General features: G+C 71.1%; 15 protein-coding genes. 12 read left to right on the top strand and 3 right to left on the bottom strand.

Going from position 1 to position 22,830, the window contains the following annotated elements; translation table 11 throughout:
* The first annotated feature begins 50 nt into the window (after positions 1–50).
* The 12 genes from EWH70_RS36460 (at position 51) to EWH70_RS03700 (ending at position 19,631) form a co-directional block, all read left to right on the top strand.
* Positions 51–7,655, top strand: a complete 7,605-nt coding sequence (locus tag EWH70_RS36460) for a WXG100-like domain-containing protein (protein ID WP_130473815.1) — start codon at positions 51–53, stop codon at positions 7,653–7,655.
* Entirely contained in the window at positions 7,642–8,091 is a 450-nt protein-coding gene (locus EWH70_RS03750) for a hypothetical protein (RefSeq protein WP_130473814.1), read from the top strand. The genes EWH70_RS36460 and EWH70_RS03750 overlap by 14 nt, the downstream gene beginning before the upstream one ends.
* A gap of 1 nt (position 8,092) precedes the next feature.
* A complete protein-coding gene (locus EWH70_RS03745; RefSeq protein WP_130473813.1) occupies positions 8,093–8,536 on the top strand; it encodes a hypothetical protein in 444 nt (147 codons plus the stop codon).
* Between the two features lie 80 nt (positions 8,537–8,616).
* Positions 8,617–8,982: a hypothetical protein gene (locus tag EWH70_RS03740; protein WP_240686781.1), complete on the top strand. Its 366-nt coding sequence runs from the start codon at positions 8,617–8,619 to the stop codon at positions 8,980–8,982.
* Between the two features lie 2 nt (positions 8,983–8,984).
* On the top strand, positions 8,985–9,428 hold the full coding sequence (locus EWH70_RS03735) for a hypothetical protein (protein ID WP_130473811.1): 444 nt from the start codon (positions 8,985–8,987) through the stop codon (positions 9,426–9,428).
* A gap of 2 nt (positions 9,429–9,430) precedes the next feature.
* A complete protein-coding gene (locus tag EWH70_RS03730; RefSeq protein ID WP_130473810.1) occupies positions 9,431–9,874 on the top strand; it encodes a hypothetical protein in 444 nt (147 codons plus the stop codon).
* 24 nt (positions 9,875–9,898) lie between these two features.
* Positions 9,899–10,321, top strand: coding sequence for a hypothetical protein (locus EWH70_RS03725; protein ID WP_130473809.1), 423 nt, complete (start codon positions 9,899–9,901; stop codon positions 10,319–10,321).
* A 3-nt stretch (positions 10,322–10,324) separates the two neighbouring features.
* Positions 10,325–12,010 carry a TNT domain-containing protein gene (locus EWH70_RS03720; RefSeq protein WP_130473808.1) on the top strand — a complete coding sequence of 562 codons (1,686 nt, stop codon included), beginning with the start codon at positions 10,325–10,327 and terminating at the stop codon, positions 12,008–12,010.
* On the top strand, positions 12,011–14,206 hold the full coding sequence (locus EWH70_RS03715; protein ID WP_130473807.1) for an ADP-ribosylglycohydrolase family protein: 2,196 nt from the start codon (positions 12,011–12,013) through the stop codon (positions 14,204–14,206).
* Positions 14,179–16,281: a YrhB domain-containing protein gene (locus EWH70_RS03710; RefSeq protein ID WP_130473806.1), complete on the top strand. Its 2,103-nt coding sequence runs from the start codon at positions 14,179–14,181 to the stop codon at positions 16,279–16,281. The genes EWH70_RS03715 and EWH70_RS03710 overlap by 28 nt, the downstream gene beginning before the upstream one ends.
* A 1-nt stretch (position 16,282) precedes the next feature.
* Positions 16,283–17,674 carry an ADP-ribosylglycohydrolase family protein gene (locus EWH70_RS03705; RefSeq protein WP_240686780.1) on the top strand — a complete coding sequence of 464 codons (1,392 nt, stop codon included), beginning with the start codon at positions 16,283–16,285 and terminating at the stop codon, positions 17,672–17,674.
* 52 nt (positions 17,675–17,726) lie between these two features.
* Positions 17,727–19,631, top strand: a complete 1,905-nt coding sequence (locus tag EWH70_RS03700) for a TNT domain-containing protein (RefSeq protein WP_130473805.1) — start codon at positions 17,727–17,729, stop codon at positions 19,629–19,631.
* Here EWH70_RS03700 and EWH70_RS03695 read toward each other — a convergent pair.
* The 3 genes from EWH70_RS03695 to EWH70_RS03685 are packed head-to-tail and all read right to left on the bottom strand — an operon-like array spanning position 19,628 to position 22,810.
* A complete protein-coding gene (locus EWH70_RS03695) occupies positions 19,628–20,668 on the bottom strand; it encodes a cytochrome P450 (RefSeq protein WP_130473804.1) in 1,041 nt (346 codons plus the stop codon). The genes EWH70_RS03700 and EWH70_RS03695 overlap by 4 nt on opposite strands.
* A complete protein-coding gene (locus EWH70_RS03690) occupies positions 20,658–21,521 on the bottom strand; it encodes a class I SAM-dependent methyltransferase (RefSeq protein ID WP_240686779.1) in 864 nt (287 codons plus the stop codon). The genes EWH70_RS03695 and EWH70_RS03690 overlap by 11 nt, the downstream gene beginning before the upstream one ends.
* Entirely contained in the window at positions 21,515–22,810 is a 1,296-nt protein-coding gene (locus EWH70_RS03685; protein WP_240686778.1) for a sensor histidine kinase, read from the bottom strand. Before EWH70_RS03685 ends, EWH70_RS03690 begins: the two co-directional genes overlap by 7 nt.
* Between the last annotated feature and the right edge of the window lie 20 nt (positions 22,811–22,830).

Genomic DNA, 22,830 nt, shown 5'->3' with positions numbered 1-22,830 from the left:
CGTCCGGCCGCGCACGCGCGAACGCGCTCTGGGGGTAGTGCACCGTGGGTATGGAGATGCCCGACGAGGTCAAGTGGCTGTTGCCCATCGTCGTCGGGGAGAGCTGGCCGGAAGGCGACGAGGACAAGCTGCGCAACCTGCGCGACGCCTGGCACGCCGCGGCCGAGGCCATCCCCGGTGTCACGGACACCGCCACCCAGGGCGCGTCCCAGGTTCTCGGCGCGTGGACCGGTGACGGCGCGAAGGCCTTCGAGGACACCTGGAAGAAGTTCGTCGAGGGCGACGAGGCCTACCTGAAATCGCTCGCCGAGGCCTGCAAGGCACTCGGTGACGCGTGTGACTCGACGGCGCTGGACGTCGAGTACACGAAGTACATGATCATCGCGTCGCTGATCATGCTCGCCATCTCGATCGCCAGCATGATCGCCGCGGCCGCGGTGACGTTCGGTGGCTCGACGGCCGGTATCGCGCCCGCGCAGATCGCCACCAGGGTCACCGTCCAGATGATCTTCCGGCAGCTGCTGCAGAAGCTGATGCAGCAGGGCTTCAAGAAGGTCGCCAAGGAGGTCCTCGAGCAGGTCCTCAAGAAGATCACCAAGGAAGTACTGCAGAAGCTCGGCAGGCGGCTGGCCATCGAGGTCGGTACGAACGTCGCGACCGGTGTCGCGCTGGACGCGGGCATCCAGGGTCTGCAGATGGCCTCCGGTGACCGCAAGTCGTGGGACTGGGGCAAGACGAAGGACGGCGCCATCGGCGGCGCGGTCGAGGGCGTGGTCGGGGGCCTGGGCCCGGACGGGCCGGCCCGTAACATCGCAGGCAGCGCGGGCGGGCAGGTCGCCGAGGGGATCGCGCGCGGCGCCGTCCGGGGCGCTGCCGAAGGTGCCGCGACGACCATCGGCGAAGCCGCCGTCACCGGCAACCTCGACGAGCTGTCCGCTGGCGACATCGCCAAGGGCGCGTCCGGCGGTGCGTTCGACCGCGGCATCGGCAGCGGCACCGAGGCCATCAAGGGCCTGCGGGACCTGAACACGCCGGACGCGGACCCGGTCAACACCCCGTCCTCGGACCCCTCGCCGTCCTCCACGCCGGATTCGTCGTCCGACTCGCCCAGCCGCTCCAGCACGCCCGAGCCGAGCACGGCCTCCGCGCCGGCGCCGTCCAGTTCCTCCTCGTCGCCGGGGCCGTCCGGCAACGGTGGCGGTGGCGACTTCGGGCCGTCCGGCGGTTCGCAGCCGGACAACACGCCCAGCGCGCCGCGTTCGTCGGACGCCGTGTCGTCCGCGTCGGCGCCGACTCTGGACCGCACCGAGAACGGTGGTGGTCCCACCCCGGCGGCGACACCCACGTCGGCGCCGTCGTCGCCCGCGCCGTCGTCGTCCTCGGACGGCGGCGGGCAGCAGAGCCAGAGCAGTGGTCAGCAACAGGGCATGGCCGCGATGGGCGGGCAGAGCCCCGCCGCGGCGTCGGCCGGTGGCGCGCCGTCGCCCGGTGGCGGTGCGACGCCGTCGGCCGGTTCGAGCGGTGGCGGCTTCGGCTCGGCGTCGTCCAGCCCCAGCCCCAGCCCCAGCTCCGGTGGCTTCGGCAACTCGACCCCGCCGCCTGGCGGTGGTGGCCCCACGCCGGGCGGGTACGGCCCTCAGCCGGGTGGACCCGCCCCCGGCGGACCGGCGCCGAGTGGGCCGCCGCCCGGTGGTGGCGGTCCCACCCCGAACGGCCCGGCACCCAGCGGACCGGCGCCGGGTGGTCCCGCACCGGGTGGCTACGGTCCGTCCCCCGGCGGTCCCGCCCCGGGTGGCTACGGCCCGTCCCCGGGTGGCGGCCAGGGCCCGGGCGGCTACGGCCCTCAGCCCGGTCCCGGCGGGTACGGACCGCCGCCCGGCAACTACAGCCCGCCCCAGGGCGGCAACCGGCCGAACGACAACGTGTCGGCTGCAGGCTTCGTCCCCGGCGCGCCCGGCGGCATGCCCCGCCACGACGGCCCGGCTCCCGGCGCTCCGCGGACCGACGGCCCGCCGCCGATGCAGCAGGGCGGCCCGCCGCCCGGTGGTGGCTACCCCCCGCCGCCTCCGCAGCAGGGTGGCCCCGGTCCCCGGCCCAACCAGGGCGGCCCGCGTCCGCCCCAGGGACCGCCGCCACCGCAGGGCCCGCCGCCCAACCGGCGCGGGTTCGAGCCCGTGCGCGGCGACCTCTGGCAGAACCAGCCGGGGCAGCCCGGCCCGGGACGCCAGGGACCACCGCGTGGCCCGATGCCGCCGCAGGGCGGCCAGCCGCCGTACCCCGGCCAGCAACGCCCGCCGCAAGGCGGCCGTCCGCCGCAGGGCTACCAGCCCGGTCCCGCCGGACCGCGGCCGCAGGGCCCCACGCCGCCGCCACCGCCTGCGGGGCGTCCGCAGCGGGGTCCGCAGGACTTCAACCCGTGGCAGAAGCCCGACCCCAACGCGCCGCCGCGCATCCCCGACCAGCGGCAGGGCCAGCAGGCGGGTCCGCCGGTGACGCGTCCGGATCTGCGCGAACCGGCTCCGGACCGCGGCACGCCGCCGCCCGCGGACAAAACGCCGGAGCCGCCGAAGGCACCGGAACCACCGAAGACCCCGGAGGTCTCGGAGGTCCCGGAAACGCCTGCGGCGAAGGAAGCGGACGTCCCGAAGCAGGACCGGTCCGACCAGGTGCCGTCCTCGGACCTGCCCCGGGTCGACGAGCCGTACGTGAAGCCCGGCTACCGCTCACCGGACCACTCCGACATCGACGCGCTCGACCAGGCGCTGGTCAACAAGGGCAAGGAGCCGAACCCGGAGACCGGCGCGCTGCGGCACGAGGAACTGCGCGTACGTGCGCAGGAAATGCGTGCCGAGGCGAAGTCGCCCGCCGTGCGCCGGATGTCCGACGACGGTGCCTACGCGATCGGCGCCTACGCCGTCTCCGACTACTTCGGCGACATGAACTGGGCGATGCGTAACGGCAAGGACCTCGACAAGTGGACCAAGGTCGCCGGCGCGCTGACCTCGGGTCTCAACGAGCTGCCGCCGCACCAGGGCCGCACCGTCCGGACCTGGGGCAAGTCCGGCAACGCGGAGAAGGCCGCGATCGACGCCGCGCATTACCCGGTCGGCGGAGTCGTCGTCGAGCACCAGTTCGGCAGCTCGTCGGCGGTCGACGCGGACAACCCGAACCCGGTGCTGCCCGGCAAGGTCGAGCTGTGGGTCAACGGGCTGTCCGGCCGCGACATCACCGACCTCGCGGTCATCAAGAAGGAACGTGAGGTCCTCTACCAGCCGGGTACGCAGCTCTACGTCACCCGCAACGAACTCGTCGAGAAGCCGCTGCTGGACTCCGAGGGCAACCCCAAGCTCGACGAGAACGGCAACCCCCGGACCCACATGGTCCACGTCATCGAGGCCGACGAGATCGGTCCCGGCGACCCGCGGTACCTGGACCCGGAGACCGTCAAGCAGAAGATGGACGAGCGGCGGGACCGCACCGCCGAAGAGGCCGCGCAGCCGCGCAGTGGTTTCGCCCTCGAGACCACCCTGGTGAACGCGGACGGCACGGTCAAGGAGACGCCGGACCCCACCCCGGACACCCAGCAGCCGGACACCACGGTCGACACCGACGCCGGAAGTCCGCGGACCGAACGTCCGGAGGCGGGCTGGCAGGAGCTGGCCAGGGCGACCAATCCGCCGGGCGTGGCTGCCATCCACGCCGGAACCGCCGATTCGCCGCACCAGGGCGTCAACTTCCTCCGGGAGGAGATGCCGGAGATCGCGCGTGCCAACGGCCTGAAGTACTACGGCAAGGACGCGCTGGCCGAGGGCTACCAGACCAACTCCAGCCGGTCGGTCGTGGCGTTCGAGGAACGGTTGCAGGGCCAGGACAGCACTGCCGAGCCGGTCAAGCCGGGCGACGTCGACAGGACGGGCAGCCTCGACTACGTCAAGGACAAGCTCGGCGGCGAGTGGCGTAGCCACGGCACCGACTACGACGCGGCGCTGCAGCAGCTGGCCGACCGGCCGGTGGGTTCGCGGTCGGTCATCGCCGTCGAGCACATCGCGCCGGCGGACCCCGCCAGGGGCCTGCCCGAGCGGCCGGTGACGCAGATGTTCACCGCGGTCAACACCGAGCACGGCCTCGCACTGGTCGACCCGATGAGCAACCGGCTCGCCACGCTGCCGCATCCGGCGACCGACGTCAGCACGCTGCCCTACGGCGGCCCGGACCGGACCACGGACACTCCTGCGACCGCGGACACCACCACCGACCAGCCGGTGGCCGACCACGCCGAGAGCACTCCGGAAGCTCCCGAGGTGGCGTCGAACCCGATGCGCGACGACGACTTCGTCGCCGGCGACGCCGATCACGAGGCCCTGGAGAAGGCCTGCTCGAAGGACAACGCCGACCGGTACGCCGAGATCGAGGATCTCGCGCAGCGCAAGCTGGACAAGGACGCCGCCAGCGAGAACCCGACGCTGGGGAACCTGGAGCGCAGGGACGCGGCGGCGATCTACGCCTACACCGGGCACGAGCTGTACGACACCAACAACGACGTCATGCGGCACGGCGAAACCCACCAGAGCTTCGCCGACGCCGAGGCGACGTCGCGGGCCATCGCGTCCGCGCTGAACAAGCTGGATCCGCACGTCGGACCGCTGTTGCGGGGCGTCGACACCGGTGGCGACCCGGTTCTGGCCAAGGCCATCGCCGACCACTACCAGGCCGGCAAGACCACCGCGGAGCCGACGTTCACCAGCGCGTCGAAGGTCGACCGCCCCGGTCAGCGGTCGAAGTTCGGTGACGACGTCGAGATCCACATCGAGTCGAAGACCAGCAGGGACATCTCGAAGATCTCGCAGAACCCCGGCGAGAACGAGGCGCTGTCGAAGCCGGAGACGCAGTACCACTGCGTCGAGAAGTACCAGGAGGAGATCCCGGGCAGCGGTGGCCGGAAGAAGTGGGTCATCAAGCTGGAGGAAGTCCTTCCCGGCGATCCGCGCTATCTCGAGCCCGCCGACGCACGCCAGGAGCTCGAAGCCCGGCGCGAGCGCTACCGCAACGACAGGCCGCTGTTCGAGGCCGCGGCGGCGAAGTCGCCGTTCGACAGCCTCACCACGCTGACCGCGGACGGCAGCCCCAAGCCGGAGTCGAGCACGCCGGCGAAGTCGGTGAGCGACCTCCTCGACCCGGAAGGGAAGAACAAGGCCCAGTCCGAGGCGCCGCCGGCGCAGCCGTCGAGGTCGATCGCCGACATTCTGGCCGAGCGCACCGAACGCGCGGAGACCGAGGCGCCCGCGCAGCGGACCGCCGAGGACCTCACGCCGCCGTCGCGGGAGGACATCCCGCCGCAGCAGCCCGAGGCCAAGCCGGAACCCGAGCCGGAGGCGAAGCCCGAGCCGGAGCCGGAGAAGGCCGCCGAGCCGCAGCCGGAGGAGACGCCGGACAGCGACACCGGCGACACCGGCGAGCAGCCGGACGAGGGCAAGGCCGAGCCGGAGCTGCAGCACGTCGGGCCGGATCTCGGCGAGCTCGGCGACCGCGACTGGTCGCCGCTGGCCAGGTCGACCAACCCGCCCGGCGAGCCGGCGATCCACTTCGACACGGCCAACCCCGCGCAGGCCGCGAAGTACATCGCCGAGCGGCACCCCGCGTTGCTCGGCACGAACCCGCACTTCAACGACCCCGGTGCGTGGGACGCCGGTTACCAGACCAACTGCACCAGGGCGACCGTGGTGCACGCGCTGCGGCAGATGGGTATCGACGTCTCGACGATCCCGCTGACGCCCGAGCAGATGCGCAGGCTCGGTTCGCTCGACTTCGTGGCCGAGGGGCTGGCCGTCGATGCCAACGGCTGGAAGCCGCACAACGGCTACGACGACCTGATCCGGCACATGCGCAACGAGCCGTTCGGTTCGCGGGCCATCGTCGCCGTGCAGACCCCGGACGGCCGTGGCGGTCTGATCGGGCACGTCGCCGAGGTGGTGAACACCAAGGAGGGCGTGGCGTTCATCGACCCGCAGAGTGGCAGCCTCATGCGCCTGCCGCACCCCGCGGCGACGCTGCGAACGCTGTCCTACGACCCGGCCGCGGCCGCTCAGTCCTATCTGGACGGTAACCCGGCGTCGAACTCCGCCGTGGTCAAGCCGAACCAGGCGGGGCCGGACACGACCCAGCCGGTGCGGGCACCCGGGCAGCAGCCGTCGCAGTCACCGCACCCGTGGCACCCGCCTGCCCAGCAGTCGCCGTCGCCGCACCCCTGGCACCCGCCCGCGCAACAGCAGCAGGCCCCGCCGCCCCCGCCTCCGCCGAGGCCGGACCCGCGGCAGCAGTGGATGCGCCCGAACGACCCGCGCCAGCAGTGGATGCAGCCGCCGAACTACGGCGCCGGTCCGTCCCGCATCGGGCCGGACGGCCGGCCGGTGCCCGCGGTGTCGCAGGACATCGGCACGCCGGAGCACGCCCAGGGTGGCTTCGGCGGCCCGACCGACCGTGGCCCGGAGGACGCCGGCACGCCGCAGCAGGTGACCCCGGAGCAGCGGGCCAAGGTGGAGGAATACCTGGCGCGGGACAAGGTCCAGGAGTCGCTCGCCCGCTGGCAGGCGGAGACCGACCGGGCGATCGCCGAGGGTCAGAAGGTTTCGCTCACCAATCCGGCCGAGGTTCTGCGGGACGCGATGCTCGCGGACCCGCGGCTGACCGAGATCATGACCTCGCGCAATGCCGAGTACCTCGAGAAGTCGCTGCTGACCAGGCCGAAGACCATGCTCAGCCTGCTGCAGCACCCGGAGTCACTTCCGATCCTGCGTGAAGCCGTGGAGGAGGTCGCGGCCGGAATCGACAGCGGTTCGCTGGACCGCACCCCGCCGGTCGTCGAGATCACGCCGCTGACGGAGGCGCAACTGAAGGCGGCTGAGCCCGTCGACGCCGCAGCACGTAGCGCCACGAAGGCCGATCGGTATCAGGTGCCGTTCGACGGCAAGAACCTGTACGACAGGGACAACCCCGAGAAGGCTGATTACCAGGAGAAGTTGAAGAAATACCTGGACGCCCGTTACGACGATCACAAGGTCGCGCAGAAGCGGCTGACCCAGATCGCCACGGACATCGCGGGCGCGATCTCCCAGGACGCCATCGCGAAGGGCAGGGAACAGCCGAAGGAACGCGGCCGGGCCTGGGACAAGATCAAGAACGATTACGATGGCGACGCCGCGCAGCTGACGGACCTTACCGGTGTCTACATCCAGTTCGACTCCGTCGCCCAGGTGTACAGCGCACTGGCCGCAGTCAGTAGCCATCCGGAACTCGAAATCGTCAAGTTCAAGGACCGGTTCGCCAATCCGCAGGGCAGTGGGTACCGCGATCTTCAGATGAACGTCCGAATGGAGCCGAACAACCACATCGCCGAGTTCCGCCTACACCTCAAATCGCTCGACGCGGTCAGCGAGTACGAGCATGCGCTGTACGAGGTACGCAGAGACATCGAGTCGCTCGCCGTGGACGAGGGCAGGGTCCGAAAGAACGAGAAGGGGGAGGACGAGGCGGTGCTGACCCCGGAGGAGAACGCTCTGGCCGTGGCACTGCTCGAGCGTGAGCAGGAGTTGTTCTGGAAGGCGCTGCAGACCGGGCTACCGGAGAACATGAGGAGAAACACCGATGGCGGCGAATAAGCTTCCAGTCCCCCTCTACTTCGAGTACTACAACAAGACCTTCCGGATCGACGAAACACCTGATGGAGGGCTGATCGGGCGCCTCTACAACCGGTCCACCGGGCGTTTCGAACCGCGCACCGACCTGATCCACAAGGTGCTGTTCGCCACCAGTACTCCGGAGATCAGCCGGCTCAACGAGAACGATTTCATCGACGAAACCGAGCAGAACCGCGCCATGGACCTGCGTGGTGACGGGCCGATCTTCGCACTATACGAGACCATCGACGGACTGTACGACCAGGCGAAAAGCGAGAACAGGCCACTCGGCCCGGACGAGCTCGCGCTAATGGCCAGCCTGCGCAAGCGGACGTTCCGCATGTGGGAGGAAGAGTTCGCCCGCCGGGACGCGGGTGAACCGCCCTCGTTCGAGTACCGCTCCGAGCTGGACCGCTGACATGGCGCAACTTCCAGTACCCCTCTACTTCGAGTACTACAAGCGCACCTACCGGATCGACCGAACGCCCGACGGGGGGCTGACCGGTTACCTCTACAACCGGTCGACCGGTGGTTTCGACCGACGCGCCGACTTGATCCAGAAGGTGCTCTTCGCCACGAGCAACCCGGAGATCAGCCGACTCGACGAAGACGAGTTCATCGACGAAACCGAACGGATCCGTGCCCACTACCTCCACGGTGACGGGCCGATCTTCGCACTCTACGAGACCATCGACGGGCTCTACGACCAGGCGAAAAGCGAAGGAAGACGCCTCGATCCCGAGGAAGGCGCGCTCGTGGACAGCCTGCGCAAGCGGACGTTCCGGATGTGGGAGGAGGAGTTCGCGCGCCAAGCGGCGGGCGAGCCGCCCTCGTTCGAGTACAGGTCAGATGTAGGCGGCTGACCATGACACTCACCAAGTTTCCTCGGTACTACGAGTACTACGCCAAGACTTTCCGGATCGACGAGACTCCGGACGGTGGCATGGTCGGCTACCTGCACAACTGGGACACCGGACGCTTCGACCAGCGCACCGACCTGATCGACAAGGTCCTGTTCGCCACGAGCACCCCCGACATCAGCCGACTCGACGAAGACGAGTTCATCAGCGAGACCGAAAGCAACCGATCTCGCTACCTGTCCGGTGATGGGCCGATCTTCCCCCTTTACGAGACCATCCGGGCGCTCTACGCCGCGGCGAAGAGTGAAGGACGTCGACTCACCGCGGAGGAATGGGCGCTGGTGATGAACCTCCGCCGCCGAACGATTCGCATGTGGGAGGACGAGTTCGCCCGCCAAGCCGCAGGTGAACCGCCCTCGTTCGAGTACCGCTCCAAGTGGGACCGGTGACCATGGCACTCACCAGGTTCCCGATGTACTTCGAGTACTTCGCGCGAACTTTCCGGATCGACGAAACACCTGACGGCGGCATGGTCGGTTACCTGTACAACTGGCGTACCGGTGGCTTCGACCCACGCACGGACCTCATCGACCGGGTGCTGTTCGACATGGGTCACCCGGAGATCAGCACGCTGTCCGCTCGGGACTTCGCCGACGAGACCGAACGCAACCGCATGCGCGACTTGCGCGGCGACGGACCGATCTTCGCCCTGTACGACACCATCCGCGGCGTGTACGCACAGGCCAAGGCAGAGGGGCGGCGGCTCACCGAGCAGGAAGCGGACCTAGCTCATGCCCTGCGGCAGCGCACGTTCCGGATGTGGGAGGAGGACTTCGCCCGCCAAGCCGCGGGAGAGCCTTCGTCCCTCAACTACCGGTATGACCCGAACGGCTGACCATGGCACTCACCACGTTCCCGCGGTACTACGAGTACTACAAGAAGACCTTCCGGATCGACGAGACTCCGGACGGTGGCATGGTCGGTTACCTGCACAACTGGGACACCGGACGTTTCGATCAGCGCACCGACCTGATCGACAAAGTGCTGTTCGCCACCAGCAATCCGGAGATCAGCCGGCTCGACGAAGACGAATTCCTCGACGAGACCGAACGCAAGCGGGCCAGCTACCTGCAAGGCGATGGACCGATCTTCGCACTCTACGAGACCATCAACGGGCTCTACGCTGCCGCGAAGAGCGAGGGACGTCGGCTCACCGCGGAGGAATGGGCGCTGGTGATGAGCATCCGCCGCCGAACGTTCCGCATGTGGGACGAGGAGTTCGCCCGCCAGGACGCGGGTGAACCTCCTTCGTTCGCGTACCGGTCAGATCTGAGCGGGTGACCTGTGGCGCGATATAGGTTCCCGATGTACTTCGAGTACTTCCACCGGACGTACCGAATCGACGAAACGCCCGAGGGCGGCATGGTCGGTTACCTGTACAACTGGGACACCGGCGGATTCGACCCACGCACAGACATCATCGACCGGGTGCTGTTCGACATGGGGCACCCGGAGATCAGCACACTGTCCGCCGAGGAGTTCGCCGACGAGACCGAACGCAACCGCATGCGCTACTTCGACGGCGATGGACCGATCTTCGCCCTGTACGACACCATACGAGGGCTGTACACACAGGCCAAGGAGGAGGGACGAGAGCTCACCGACCAGGAAGCGGACCTGGTGTACGCCCTGCGGCAACGCACCTTCCACATGTGGGAGGAGGACTTCGCCCGCCAGGCCGCGGGTGAGCCTTCCTCCGTCAACTACTGGTATGACTCGAACGGCTGACAGATGACGCGACAGGGGGAGCAGGGCGTCCGCGAGCAGAAGCCGCACCACGGCGAGTTCGCGGGATACCTGCTGCGTACCTATGCCAGGTACAAGGACGAGACGTTCCTCGTCGGCGACTTCACGCCGCCGGCCTACGCACTGACCTGGACCGGGCAGGACCCGCAGCTCGCGGCGGTGCTCGGCGTGGGCCCGGAGGGGGCCGACTCGGCACGTCCCGAGCAGCTGACCGCGCTGTGGCAGGTCCGTGTCGACACGGCCGACGAGCTGCCGGCGGCGACGAAACTGACCGAGGACGAGGAGCGGGAACAGCTCATCGTCGTCGGGCAGCTGCTGCACCGGCTGCTGACCGAGACCGAGCACACCGACGCACAGCGGCTGGTCGTGGAGTTCCGCCAGCTCGACCGCTACGCCGAGCTGGAGCTGACCACCCGCTCCGACGCCGAGACGCTGTACTGGTCGGCGCCGCCCGAGCTGAGCGGCATGCTGGCGCAGCTGCGGGCAGGCCGCTACGAGCCGGGCCGGGGCACCTGGTTGCGGGCCACCTACGTGCTGAGCAGGGACGGTTCGTTCGACGTCGACTTCGACAACGACTCCGAGCCGGCCTGGCGGACCGCCCCGGACACCGCCGCGCACGCCGCCGAGCTGGCCCGGTTCCCCCGCGAGGACGAGCACGTGCCGCTGTGGTGGCGTCGACGGGCGGGGCTGCCGCTGGCCGTGGTGTTCCAGCACGCGCGGATCGTCGACGCCTACAGCGAGGGCGCACCACCGGTCGTCGACCGGCCGCCGCTGCCCGACGGCGAGGCCGAGAAGGTCCTGGGTTACCTCGACGCCGCCCAGCCGGTGCTGGTCGGCGACCAGCCGGGGCCGGACATCTTCGCGCTGGACCAGCCGCCGGACGTCCCCGAGCGCTACCTCACCGACGGGCTCTGGATCTGGCATGCCTCCGTGCCGTACTACCTGCGCAAGTACGGCCTGCCGCCGGACCCGGACTTCCTCGCCCACGTCCGCGCCCGCGACTACCGGCTCGGCTACGTCGACCGGGTGATCCGGCTGACGGCAGCGGCCGAGCTGCTCGGCCAGCCCCGGCCTGCGGCCAACCAGTACGAGCCGGAGACCACCCCGGACGCGACGCCGAACGCCGGTGACCTGCTGGCCACGTTGCGGCAGCGCCTCGGCGAGTACGGCGTTCCCGACTCGGCCTACCGGCTCGGCACTGCCGAGCCCGGCGTCCCCTCGCTGCACCACACGGGCACGCACTGGGAGGTCGACGGGGTGCGGTTCGACCGGCTCGCCGACGCCACGACCCACCTACTGGGCACCCTGCTGACCGAACCGGCCACGGGTGACGAGCCGGTCGACTGGCCGGTCCGGCCCGCCGAGGGTGAACCCGGCCTGGAGACGCTGGGCGCCAAGCGGCTGGTCCGGCTGCCCGCCGGCACGGTGCTGGTGCGGTTCGGTGCCGAAACCGGCAACGTGCTCTACGCCGATGGCGTACGGTTTCCCATGACCTCGCTCCCGCTGGACGCGGAGCACACGCGGCGCCGCTACCGGCTGACGCGCGCGCTGTACGCGGTCACCGGTGTCGCCCACCCGGTGGACGCCCTGCCCGGCGGCGCGGTCGCGTACGTACTGCCGAAGACCATCGTCGAGCACCTCGCCGACGCGAGCCTGGAAGGACTCAGCTGAGTGGAAGCGGCTGAAGCGATCGCCAAGGTCGACGAATGGCTCCGGGAGGGAGCCGACGGCGACGAGCCAACCGTCGGGGTGGACCGGGACAACGTCCACCGGATCCCCGAGGGCTGGTCGGTGCCGTACAACACGCTCAAGTACCTGGAGACCGGCGAGTTCACCGCCAGCCTGTTCCCGATGCCGTACGTCCTGGTCAGGGAGCCGCAGGGCGACCTACGGCACGCCAACCCGCAGCCGGGTGGCATCAGCATCCCGATCCAGTGGCGGTCCAGGGAGTACTGGGGCGAGTTCGTCGACCCCGAGTTCCGCGACGCCGGGATCGGTGACATCGGCGTCCCGGAGCGGGCGGTGGCGGGCTACTACCGCGTCGTACCGGGACAGGGACGCACCGGCGAGGAGCGGGCCAACCCCGGCTACCTGCCCGGTCCGGTCCGCCGTGGCATGCCCCGGCCGATCAGCGAGGTGGAGTGGCTGCTGGCGTGCCGCCTCAACGGCTGGATCGACCACGAGACGATGGTCGTCGGCGTGTCGGCGCGGCGGGTGTTCGTCCCGCTGCTGGAGGACGGATCGCTCGACCTCTCCCACGTACGCGACCGCGACGGCGTCCGCGAGCTGGACGTCTACACCTCGTCGGAACGGCTGCGCGCGGGAACGCGCCACTGGCGGCACGTCGACGTCCGCAAGCTGCTGGAGGACGAGCCCGCGACGACCTTCTACGTCTACGGCTGCCCGCCCTACCTGCAGAAGATCACCGCGGCTGAGCTGACCGGTGTACTGGAACGGTTCCCGTACACCGCGCCGATCGTCGACGAGGTCGCGGCCGCGCCGGAGGTCTCCGACGGCCTGACTCGCCTGGCTGCCGAGGCCGCGGAGCGGCTCGGCGTCGATGAGCCGGTCGGGAAGCCCATCGGGCCGGCCGAGAAAGCCAGGCAACGCGGCTTCACGCTCACCGAACGCGAGTGCCAGCTCACCGTCCTCGGCTGGACGTGGGAGAGGTTGCACAAGCGGGCCGGCGGGGTCCGCTGGCCGGACAACCTCGCCGCGAACGGGCTGATGCCCTGGTACGACGACGACGGCAAGGTCGTCCCGGTCACCGACCGGTTCGGCAAGTACTTCTTCTACGGCTACCCCGGCTTCCGCTACGGCTGGCAGCGGGTGGCAGGCGCGTACGCCGGGTTCGCGCTCGGCGAGGCGCTCGGGTCGACCGTCGACGGCCTGACCAGGGCGGAGATCGAGCAGCGGTTCGGCGCCCAGGGGCTCACCGAGCTGGTCCCCGAGCCGGATCAACCCGCGCGGCTCGGTCCGCTGACGCAGCGGCTGCTGTTCCTGACCGAGGGCGTGATCCGCAGCCCGCACCGGGAGAACCCCGAAGCCCACGCGCAGTTCGCCCCGGCGGCGGCCCGCGGGCTGCTGCGCTGGCTACGGACCCAGGGCGAGCCCGCCCCGGTCGAGGACGACGGCTGGCTGATCAAGGTCTCCGGCCTGCACGCCAAGCGCGATCCCGACCCGGCGGAGCTGGACGCGATCCGCCGCCTGGCCGTCGAGGAGCCGGGCACCGGAACCGGACCGGCCGCACTGCTGGCCGCGATGCCCGGTGTACTCACCGCCGGTGGGCCGGACACCGCCCTGCCCGGCGGGGTCACCGCCGCGACGCGGACGCTCGCCGGCCTCACCCACCAGCAGGGCTTCGATCTCGACGCCGCCGGCTACCTGGCGCTGGTGTTCGAGAAGGCGTTCACCAAGGACCCGGTCGCCTCGCCGCTGTGGGCCTGCGGACGCGAAGCGGTCGCCGGAGCCGGGGAGGAACTCACCGCCCTGGTCGACGAGACGCTGCCCGCGTTGAACCGGCCGGGCCTGCGGGAGCTGCGTGATCCCGAGTCGCTCGGCGCCGGGCGCGACACGCGCACCGTGCTCGGCCAGGTGATCGCAGCGGTCGCCGGGTTCGAGAACTACCCGGAGGACGCCTTGCTGCGGGCGGTCAACCACTCCGGGCGCAGCGCGCTGACCGGCGCGCTCGCCGGCGCGCTGATCGGCGCGTACCACGGCATCCCCGGCCTGCCTCAGCACTGGCTGAGCAAGCTGGAGCTTCGTTACCTCGTGCAGAACCTGGCCACCGACGCGTTCTGGCATTTCGAGCGGACGTCGCCGGTGTTCGACAGGCCGGAATGGGCAAGGCGGTACCCGCGACGATGAACCAGCTGACCGCAGAGCAGGCCATCAGCCGCGTCGAGACGTGGTTGCGTGAGCACCCCGACGGCGACCGCACGGTCGGTCCGTCGGCGCTGCGCGTACGCACCGAGCACGTCGTCCGCAGCGGCAAAGGATGGGCGGTGCCGTACAACGCGGCGGCCTACCTCGACCGCACCGACATCGGCAAGGGCCTGTTCCCGACGCCGGTGCTGTTCGTTCCCGACGACGGCGGCGAGCCGCGGCACTTCGCCGCGGCCATGACCCCACCCGAACCGGAACCGGTTCCGGTCGTCGACCCGGAGTTCGACCCGGCGTTGCTGCCGTGGCTGGACGAGACGCCGGAGTGGGCCGTCATGTACTGGACCGAGCCCACCGGCGAAATCAGGAAGAACCCGAAGTACCACACGGGTCCGCGGTGGCGAGGTCTGCCGGAGGCACGGACCACGGCGGAGAAGCTGTGGCACTACAAGATCGTCGACTGGCTGACCGAGGACCAGTTCCTGCGCCAGCTCGCCGACACCGAGCTGCTGTTCCTGGTCGACGACAACGGTGAGTACCTCGCCGACGTCCGGCACCGCGTCCTGGCCTACACCTCGTCGCAGCAGATCCCGCCGGACGTCACCCGCTGGCGGCGAGCCACCCCGCGGCAGGTGTGGCAGCGGCAGAACGAGATCACCGGCGACCAGCCCGCGTGGCTGGAGCTGAACCTGAACCGTCCGGGTGGCGAGCGGCTGACCACGCTCGGGCAGTACATCAACGGGACGAAGGCACCGGACTCGCCCGCGCCCGTCGACGAGGTGTCGCCCGAGGTCAGCGCCCCGGTCACGGAAGCGGCGACGGCACTGGCCGCGGAGTTCCAGCTCGACCCGCCACGCGTGCTGTCCGGCACGCTGCCGTCGGTGGCTGCCGTCGCCCGCCGGTACGGCTACGAGCTGACCACCGAGGAGTGCCTGAGCTACGCGCGTGGCTTCGCCATCCGCTTCCGCAACCTGCGCGCACCACACACCGGCGCCACCCCGGAGTGGCCCGAGGACCTGTGGGCGAACGGACTGGTCGCCCACATCGACTCGGCCGGCAAGCCGAACCCGGTGCCGTGGACGTTCGGCAAGTTCCCGGTCCAGCCGCTGCCCGTGGAGGGCAGCAACTACGCCTGGAACCGGGTGCTCGGCGCCTACATCGGGTTCGCGCTCGGCGACTCGATCGGCACGGTGTTCGACGAAGCCGGGGCGTGGAACGGCGAGCCCCTGCCGCGTGGCGGGCTCACCCGGCAGGCGCTGTTCCAGACCGAGGCCGTGATCCGGGGCATCCCGCCGGTCAACGAGACGGCGACCGTGCCTGCCGCGCTGCCCGCGGTCGGGCGGCCGGAAGGCTGGCTGAACGCGGTCACCGCGGGAACCGGGCCGGCACCACAGGAGTACTCGACGCTGCTGGCCACCGCGCTGGCGGCCACCACAGCGGGTGGCACTCCTGTCGACGGCATCGACCTCGCCTACGTGCAGGCCGTCGCCCGCGAGCTGATCGGCGCCGCGGCCGGACCCGAGCTGACCGAGGACGTCGACCTGCTGGTGACGCTGCTGCACATGCTGTTCCGCCGGGACTCCGGCGCCGGCCTGGAAGTGCCGCCGTCACCGATGTTGCAGGTCCTCCTGCTGATGAGGGACGAACCGGACGGCTCACCGCTGCGTGCCCGGCTGAAGGCCGTTGTCGACATGCGGGTGAACCGCGCCGCGAACCGGTCCGAGCAGATCGAGACGCTCGGCGACGGCAGGACTCCGCGGTCAGTACTGGACCGTGCGTTGTTCGCCGTGCTGGCCGAGGGGACCGACCCACGCGCGGCACTGCGGCTGGCGGCGGGCCAGTCCGGCCGCTCGTCGGTGACGTGCGCGATCACCGGCGCGCTGCTCGGTGGCTGCTACGGGGTGCCCGGCCTGCCCGCCGACTGGGTCGCCCTGCTGCCGCACCTCGGGCTGATCGACAACATCGCCGAGGACGTGTTCCGGTACTTCCACCGCTTCGGCGTCGGCCGCGAGCCGGACCGGCAGGCCGACTGGCAGAAGCGTTACCCGAAGGCGTACTGACGTGGCCGGTGACCACTGGCTCAGCGACAACGACCTCGGCGTGCTGTCCCGGCTGCTCGAACGACAGCGGCAACTGAACGACGCACCGCCGCCGCTGCGCGAGCCCGACGAGGTGATGCGGGTCGAGCTGTACCTGGCCACCGACCGCAAGGGCAGGCGTTACCTGACCAGGCAGCCCACCGTCGACGCCGATCCGGAGACGCTGCGGCCGGCCAAGGCGTGGACGCCGTATCCACCGCCTCCGCCGTTGCCGCCCGGACCGGAAACGACCCAGCCGGTGCGGGTCGCCGCTCCCGCCGCACTCGGACCCGTCTCCAGGGAGAAGTGGCGGGGCAGCCTGCTCGCCGGCGCGGTGGGTGACGCGCTCGGGGCGCCGATCGAGTCCAAGCCGATGGACCGCATTCGCCAGGCCACCGGCCCGGAGGGGCTGACCGACTACATCGCCGACTACGACGGCGTCGGCCGGATCACCGACGACACCCAGATGACGCTGTTCACCCTGGACGGGCTGATCCGCGAGCGGCACCGGCGACTGGTCACCGGACAAGGCGACATGTCGACAATGCGGCTTTCGCTGCAGCTGGCCTACCAGCGCTGGCTGCACACGCAGGGCGTGCCATGGGAGAAGGCACGCGGACCGCGCGACACCACCGCTGAGCCGGACGGCTGGCTGATGGGGATCAAGGACCTGTTCCGCCGCCGTGCCCCCGGTGCCACCTGCTTCTTCGCGTTGAAGGGCTACGGCGCGACCGGCGAGATCGGCACGTTCACCCACACCCTGAACAACTCCAAGGGCTGCGGCGGGGTCATGCGGGCGGCGCCTGCCGCACTGTGGTCGGACGACCCGGCCGAGGTCTTCGAGGTCGGTGCCGCGGCCGCCGCGCTCACGCACAGCCACCCCAGCGGCTACCTGTCCGCAGGTGCGCTCGCGGTGCTCGTCCACCACCTGGTCCGCGGGGCCGACCTGCACCAGGCACTCGACGGTGCGCGCACCCAGCTGGTCCGCTGGAACGGGCACGAGGAGCAGTCCGGCGCGCTCGACGCGGCCGTCGCGCTGGCCGGACGGGGCAAGCCGACCCCGGAACTGGTCGCCCAGCTGGGCCGCGGCGGCGTCGGCGAGGGAGCGCTCGCCATCGCCGTCTACGCGGCGCTGGCCACCGACAACCCCAACGCCGCGCTGCTGGCGTCGGTCAATCACGACGGGGACAGTGACTCCACCGGTTCGATCTGCGGCAACATCGTGGGCGCGTGGTACGGGGAGGGGGCCATCCGGCCGGACTGGCTGGAGAAGCTGCAGCTCCGCACGGTGGTCGAGACGGCGGCCGAGGACGCGCTGGCCGTGTTCACCGATGTGGGCGACACCGACTGGCGGCACCGCTACCCGCTGCCGTGACGCACCCGGCTAGATTTGTGCGGGCTGATTCGAGGGGACAAGGGGGCCCACGGTGCGATACCGGATCGACGCGGCTGAACGGCCTGACGCGCTTTACACGGTGTGGAACGGACAGGTGTTCCGCGCCCAGCGCTCCACCGCCGACGGCACGGTACTGCTGACGACGCTGCCCGGCGAAGAAGCACCCGCCGACTTCGACCGCGAGGTCGACGGCGCGAAGGCGAAGGTCGTTCCCGAGGCGGAGGCGCCGTCGACGTTCAGCGTGCAGACCCACTGCCGCTACGCCGAGGACATCTACCGGGTCGCACCGCAGAACGGCGGCGACACGCTGACCCTGCGCTGGACCGGCACCGACGAGGCGAGCGCACGCGACCTCGGGCTCACCGACTTCACCGTCCGCGCCGACCCGGACGAGATCGAGGCCATCTGGCAGGAACGTCACGACTTCCTCGCGGCGGACACCGCGGGCCCGCCGCAGCCGGGCGGCACGGAGCCCAGCACGTTGCTGCGGGCCATCGGCCGCACGATCCTGAAGGTCCTGCCGGAGGGCTGGCAGCGGGTCGGCGCGCAGCTGCGGCAGGTCGGCGGGTACGCCGAGCTGGAGGTCAGGGCCGTCGCCGACGACCTGATCGTCTCGCTGTCCCCGCCGGCGCAGCTCGGCCAGCTGTTCACGTTGCTGCGCTCGGCCATGTACCAGCCGGGCGCCGGCACCTGGTTCCAGGGCACGTTCACCCTGGACTCGAACTCCAACTTCGACTTCGACTACGACCTCGACGCGGAGCCGAACTGGCGGCTCGCCCCTGGCGAGGCCGGACGGCCAGGAGCGAAGGTCTACGCCGCCGAGCTGGAGCGGTTCCCGCGCGACCGCGGCAAGGTGCCCGGCTGGCTCGCCGCCCGCGCCGGGCAGCCACTCGGTATCGCGTTCGTGCAGGCCGCCGTCGTCGACGCACACAACGAGGGCGAGAAGCCGGTGGTCAACCGGCCGCCGGTGCCGCCGGACGAGGTCCGCAGGGTGCTGGACTACCTGTACCGCTCGCCGGTCGCGCTGGCCCGGCCCGGCACGCTGCCGGACATCTTCGCCCCGAACGGACGCCCGGACGTACCGGACGCCTTCCACACCGACGGCGCCTGGATCTGGCCCGCGGCCGTCCCGCACTACCTGCGCAAGTACGGTGTGCCGCCGCAGCCCGAGCTGATCGACCACATCCGCGCCAACCAGCACCGGCCGCCGTTCGTGCCGGAGCAGGTCCGGGCGACGGCCGAGGCGGACGTCGCGGGCAGGCCCCGGCCACCGCAGGAGCCACACGAGGTCGACGCGCAGACGAAGGCCGACCGCGAACCGTCGCCGACGCTGCGTGCGACCGAGGTGCTGACCGTGCTGCGCAGGCGGCTCGCCGAGCTGGGTGTGCACGAGTCCGCCTACGCCATCGGCGACCAGCCGCTGGACACCGGCTGGCGGCTGGCCCGCGAGGGCTCAAGCTGGGGCGTCGCGCGGTACGCGGGCGGGCACGAGGACGAGCAGCCGGTCCGGTTCGAGCACGTCGCCGACGCCGCGCAGTACCTGCTCGGCGCGCTGACGCTGTTCCCCTCCCGCGGTGCGGGCCCCGCCGACCAGCAGGAGAACCCGGCGGACTGGCCGATCCTGCCGATGCGGGGCGAGCCGCCGCTGAACTTCTTCACCGCCAAGCGCCTGGTGGTACTGCCCGCCGGCGCGACCGTCCAGCGGTTCGGCAACGAGGGCGGCAACCTGGTGCACACGCCGTCGGCCACGTTCCCGGAGACCTCGCTGGCGTTCGACAGGGAACGGGAACGGCACAGCTACCGGGTGGTGCGACCGCTGCGGGTACTGACCGGCGTGACCGTCCCCTGGGGTACCCAGCCCGGCGGCGCGGTGGCCTACCTGCTGCCGCGCGCGGTCGGCCAGCACGTGGAGGCGGGCGCGCTGGAGCGGCTCTAGTCCACTCGGACCGGCAGCGCACGCAGGGCGTGACAGCGGAACGAGCGGCGCCACACCAGCTCCGCCTCCGGCACGGCCAGTTCCAGCCGGGGAAACCGGCCACGCAGCGTCTCGAAGGCCACCTCCAGCTCGGTCTTGGCCAGGTGGATGCCGAGGCAGTGGTGCGGACCGTGGCCGAACCCCAGGTGCGGCGACGGCGGTTCGGCCAGCGCCGCCGGGTCGCGGTCGACCGAGGTCAGCACCAGCAACACGGTGTCACCCTCGGGAACGGTCACCCCGCCGATCTCCACGTCGGCCGTCGCGAACCGGCGGATCGAGACCACCGTCGGGGCGGTGAACCGGATGAGCTGCTCGACCAGGTCCGACCCGACCCGCAGCTGCGGATCGCGGATCATCAGCAGGATGCCGTGGCTGAGCACATGGGTGACGTTCTCGATGCCCGCGGCCATGGTCAGGACCGCCATCGACAGCAGCTCGTTGTCGGTAAGCCCGGCGCCGTCGGGGCTGCGGGCGGCGATCCACGCCGACAGCACGTCGTCGCCCGGTTCGGCCCGGCGCACCTCGATCAGGTTAACGACGAACCGGTGCAGGCTGGCCACCGCGTCACGCACCCGCGCCGGATCGGTCGAGCCGATCATCGTCGACGTCCAGTCCGCGAAGTCGCTCCGGTGATCGTCGGGGACACCGAGCAGCTCACAGATCACCGCCGTCGGCAGCGGCGCGGCGAACTCGGCCACCAGGTCGACCGTGCCGGTCATGCCGTCGGTCAGCTCCTCGGCGTAGCCGACGACACGTTCCCGCAGGGCGGCGACCTTGCCGGTACCGAAGGCCGAGGCCACCAGCTTGCGCAGCCGGGCGTGGTCCTCGCCGTCGCGGCCACGCTGGTTGACGTGCAGGATGGGCGGCACCTGCCCGTTGCGGACGAGCTGCCGGTTCGACGTCAGCCGTGGGTCGGCGAGACCGGCCCGCACCTCCGGCTCACTGGTGACCAGCCACAGCGACTGGCCGTCCGGGCTGATGACCCGCTCAGGCGGCATTGACCACCACCGCTGGGGACCACCAGTACTCGGCCAGCGGCTCGACCGACACCTCGGTGAAGCCGGCCGCCCGCAGCTGGTCTACCCAGGCGGCGGCAGGCTGCTCCCAGTTGTTCGCCCCGGTCAGCGGCGCCGCCTGGCCGAGCAGCATCGGCAGCAGGAAGCCCTGCGCCACCAGCCGGGCGTTGTCCGGGTACTGCTCCAGCCCACGCTGGTACCGCCGCGCGAGCGAGGTCAGGTACTCGTCGCTGTCGACATCGATGTCAGGGATGTCGAACTCGGCGATCAGGACGGCGTCGCAGCGTTCCCGCAGACCACGCAGCGCAGCCAGCCGGGCGTCCGGCGGCAGCGACTGCAGTGCGAAGGTGGACTGGGCCAGCGTCCACTTCCCGGCGTCCGCGGCGAGGTACTCCAGAACCCCGGTGCCCCAGGACCGCACCTCCACCGGCAGCCCGGCGAGCCGCTCGACGGCGGCGGTCAGCAACGCCTCCGACGGTTCGATCAACCCGACGGTCGCCGGGCGGGTGGTGGCCCGTTCCAGTGCCGGTACCAGCGCCATGCCGTCGCCACAGCCGACGTCCAGCAGCGTGGACACCGTCAGCTCGGCGTACCGGGCGGCCAGCCGGTCGGCGAGCGCCTCGTACAGCGCGACGTTCTGCCCACCGCGGATGAAGGCCGTGAACGCGTCCGGTTGCGAGTAGACCTCCCGGCCTGCCGACCCGCGCAGATGCAGCGCCAGCTCGGTCCCGAGCGGGCAGTCGGCGGAGTCGGCGAGCTCGGCCGCCTTCCGGCGGTCTCCGGCGCGGACGGCGGCGAGGGCTTCGGCGAGGCGTTCGGTGGCGTTGATCAACACGGCACCCACAATGTCACGCGCGTGCCGTTGCCGGGAGCGGATTCCACGGTCGCGGTCCCACCGACCTCGGCCAGCCGGGCGGTGATGGACTCGCTGATGCCGAACCCGGGTGGCCGGTTCTCGGCGCTGAAGCCGGTGCCGTGGTCGCGGGTGATCACCGCGATGCCGCCGTCGCGTTCCTCGACCCGCACCACGACGTGGTCGGTGCCGGAGTGCTTCATGGTGTTGCGCATGGCCTCCCGCACGGCGTCGCGGATGGCGATCTGCCGCACCTCGTCGAGCGTCGCGGCGTCCAGCTCGGCGATCACGACCTGCGCCCGCAGCCCGTCACGGGCCATTTCCGTGGCCAGCGACGCCAGCTTCTCGCCGAGCGGGCGGTTGGTGGCCATCCCGTCGGCCTCGATGGCCCTGCGTAGTTCGCTGGCCTGCGCGCGGGCCAGCCTGCGTAGCTGGGCCAGCTGTTCCTCGGGCGGGCCGGCCCCTGGCAGGCTCATCGCCTCCAGCGTCTGCAGCACGGTGTCGTGGATGCGGCGATGCTGCCGGGCCTGCTCGGCCTGCATGCCGTTGCGGATGCCGTAGGCCAGTGCGAGACGGGTGCCCAGGCCGAGCAGGATCAGCGCGCCGGTGGCGGTGAACAGCACGCCGAGCATGCTGCCGACCCTGCCGACGGCGATCCCGAAGTCCCACTGGCCGGAGCTGAGGAAGTACATCGTGCCGTGCAGCGGGACGTCGGCCGCCAGCAGCGCGAGTCCCCACGGCATGCCGACGGCGAGCGTCAGCAGGGCGATGGCCCCGAGCAGGTGCTTACCGGGCACGTCGGCGGCGGCCTCGAACGCCGCCGGCGGGACAGCCAGCCCGACGGCCAGGTTCGCGGCGACGGTGAACACGACGTCGAGCGTCAGCAGCCGGACGGCCGCAGCGGGCCGGAACGGGGCGGAACGCAGCATCCACCGCACGCCGTAGAGGTTCAGCAGCAACGAGCAGACGGCCACCGCCACCACGACGGCCGTCCCCGGCCCGCCGGTGGTGGCGAGGAAGCCGACCAGCGCACCCGGCACCGCGAACACCCGGTAGACCAGCGGGGCCAGCGCCACGTACCGCGCGGCCCGGAGCAGCAGGCCGTCCTGCGCGCCGGTGTCCACCGGCCCCGCCATCACCGAGATGCGGCGCAGCGCCCGCACCGGTGTCGGGTCCGCGACCTCGTCCCGCAGCTCGCTGGTGGCCGTCGCCATGGCCGGTGCACCCCGGCGTAGCAGGGCGAGCAGGAAGCTCGTCCGCCGTTTCGACACCGTCACCTCACCCCGTTCTA

The sequence above is a fragment of the Amycolatopsis suaedae genome (assembly GCF_004214935.1).
Taxonomy (GTDB): Bacteria; Actinomycetota; Actinomycetes; order Mycobacteriales; family Pseudonocardiaceae; genus Amycolatopsis; species Amycolatopsis suaedae.
This window is presented reverse-complemented; position numbering and strand designations above follow the sequence as displayed.

Coding starts and splice junctions, on each gene's coding strand:
- EWH70_RS03730 (WP_130473810.1), top strand. CDS start 9,431: ATGGCACTCACCACGTTCCCGCGGTACTACGAGTACTACAAGAAGACC.
- EWH70_RS36460 (WP_130473815.1), top strand. CDS start 51: ATGGAGATGCCCGACGAGGTCAAGTGGCTGTTGCCCATCGTCGTCGGG.
- EWH70_RS03725 (WP_130473809.1), top strand. CDS start 9,899: ATGTACTTCGAGTACTTCCACCGGACGTACCGAATCGACGAAACGCCC.
- EWH70_RS03710 (WP_130473806.1), top strand. CDS start 14,179: ATGGGCAAGGCGGTACCCGCGACGATGAACCAGCTGACCGCAGAGCAG.
- EWH70_RS03745 (WP_130473813.1), top strand. CDS start 8,093: ATGGCGCAACTTCCAGTACCCCTCTACTTCGAGTACTACAAGCGCACC.
- EWH70_RS03695 (WP_130473804.1), bottom strand. CDS start 20,668: ATGCCGCCTGAGCGGGTCATCAGCCCGGACGGCCAGTCGCTGTGGCTG.
- EWH70_RS03735 (WP_130473811.1), top strand. CDS start 8,985: ATGGCACTCACCAGGTTCCCGATGTACTTCGAGTACTTCGCGCGAACT.
- EWH70_RS03740 (WP_240686781.1), top strand. CDS start 8,617: ATGGTCGGCTACCTGCACAACTGGGACACCGGACGCTTCGACCAGCGC.
- EWH70_RS03750 (WP_130473814.1), top strand. CDS start 7,642: ATGGCGGCGAATAAGCTTCCAGTCCCCCTCTACTTCGAGTACTACAAC.
- EWH70_RS03720 (WP_130473808.1), top strand. CDS start 10,325: ATGACGCGACAGGGGGAGCAGGGCGTCCGCGAGCAGAAGCCGCACCAC.